Genomic DNA, 225 nt, shown 5'->3' on the forward strand with positions numbered 1-225 from the left:
CGCAACGAGGAGGGCGAATCCAGCTGGGATAACGGCGCCACCCGTCAGTTAATTGGCTCGCGGGTACAAATCCGCTCGCCAAGTTTTATGCGCGGGCGCACCTTAAACGACACCTTTTTGATTATTGATGAAGCACAAAACTTTAACCCTAAACAGCTTAAGTCGCTGTTAACACGGGAGGGACGCAATACCAAAATTGGCTGCCTGGTCAATGTCGGGCAAATT

The 225-nt window shown here is 50.7% G+C and carries 1 protein-coding gene; it reads left to right on the forward strand.

The genetic code is table 11. From position 1 onward, the window contains the following. A partial coding sequence (locus A6R74_RS04110; protein ID WP_165603354.1) for a PhoH family protein occupies positions 1-225 on the forward strand: 225 nt, incomplete at both ends.

The sequence above is a fragment of the Halomonas sp. ALS9 genome, assembly GCF_001651035.1.
In the GTDB taxonomy this organism is placed as follows: Bacteria; Pseudomonadota; Gammaproteobacteria; order Pseudomonadales; family Halomonadaceae; genus Vreelandella.